General features: G+C 53.1%; 2 tRNA genes and 2 rRNA genes. All 4 read left to right on the forward strand.

Annotation, left to right across the window (positions count from 1 at the left end):
* Positions 1-260 (forward strand): 16S ribosomal RNA (locus tag AAA938_RS20155); the annotation flags it as partial.
* A 46-nt stretch (positions 261-306) separates the two neighbouring features.
* Positions 307-380: transfer RNA gene (locus AAA938_RS20160), tRNA-Ile, on the forward strand.
* 11 nt (positions 381-391) lie between these two features.
* Positions 392-465 (forward strand) — tRNA-Ala (locus tag AAA938_RS20165).
* 86 nt (positions 466-551) lie between these two features.
* Positions 552-661: ribosomal RNA gene (locus tag AAA938_RS20170) — 23S ribosomal RNA — on the forward strand; the annotation flags it as partial.

Consider the following 661-nt stretch of genomic DNA (forward strand, 5'->3'; position numbering starts at 1 on the left):
AGCCAACCTCTAAAAGTGCGTCTCAGTTCGGATCGGGGTCTGCAACTCGACCCCGTGAAGCTGGAATCGCTAGTAATCGCGCATCAGCCATGGCGCGGTGAATACGTTCCCGGACCTTGTACACACCGCCCGTCAAGCCATGGAAGTCGGGTAGACCTGAAGGCGGTAACCGCGAGGAGCCGTTTAGGGTAGAACCGGTAACTGGGGCTAAGTCGTAACAAGGTAGCCGTACCGGAAGGTGCGGCTGGAACACCTCCTTTCTGGAAACAGAAGACTGCCATCAGAGGCCTTACACACTTTAATTTTGGGCCTGTAGCTCAGGTGGTTAGAGCGCTACACTGATAATGTAGAGGTCCGTGGTTCGAGTCCACGCAGGCCCACTTGAAATTATGGGGGATTAGCTCAGCTGGCTAGAGCACCTGCCTTGCACGCAGGGGGTCAACGGTTCGAATCCGTTATCCTCCACATTGTTCCGAAATGACGGGACAAAGTTCATTGACATATTGAAGTAGAAACTGTAACAGATTCATCCGCGAGGATGATTGAAGTAGAAGTAAGTGAATAAGGGCGCACGGGGGATGCCTAGGCTCTCAGAGGCGAGGAAGGACGTGATAAGCTGCGATAAGCTACGGGGATTGGCCAATGCGATTTGATCCGTAGA

Origin of the sequence: Algoriphagus taiwanensis (genome assembly GCF_036245645.1) — a bacterium.
GTDB lineage: Bacteria > Bacteroidota > Bacteroidia > Cytophagales > Cyclobacteriaceae > Algoriphagus > Algoriphagus taiwanensis.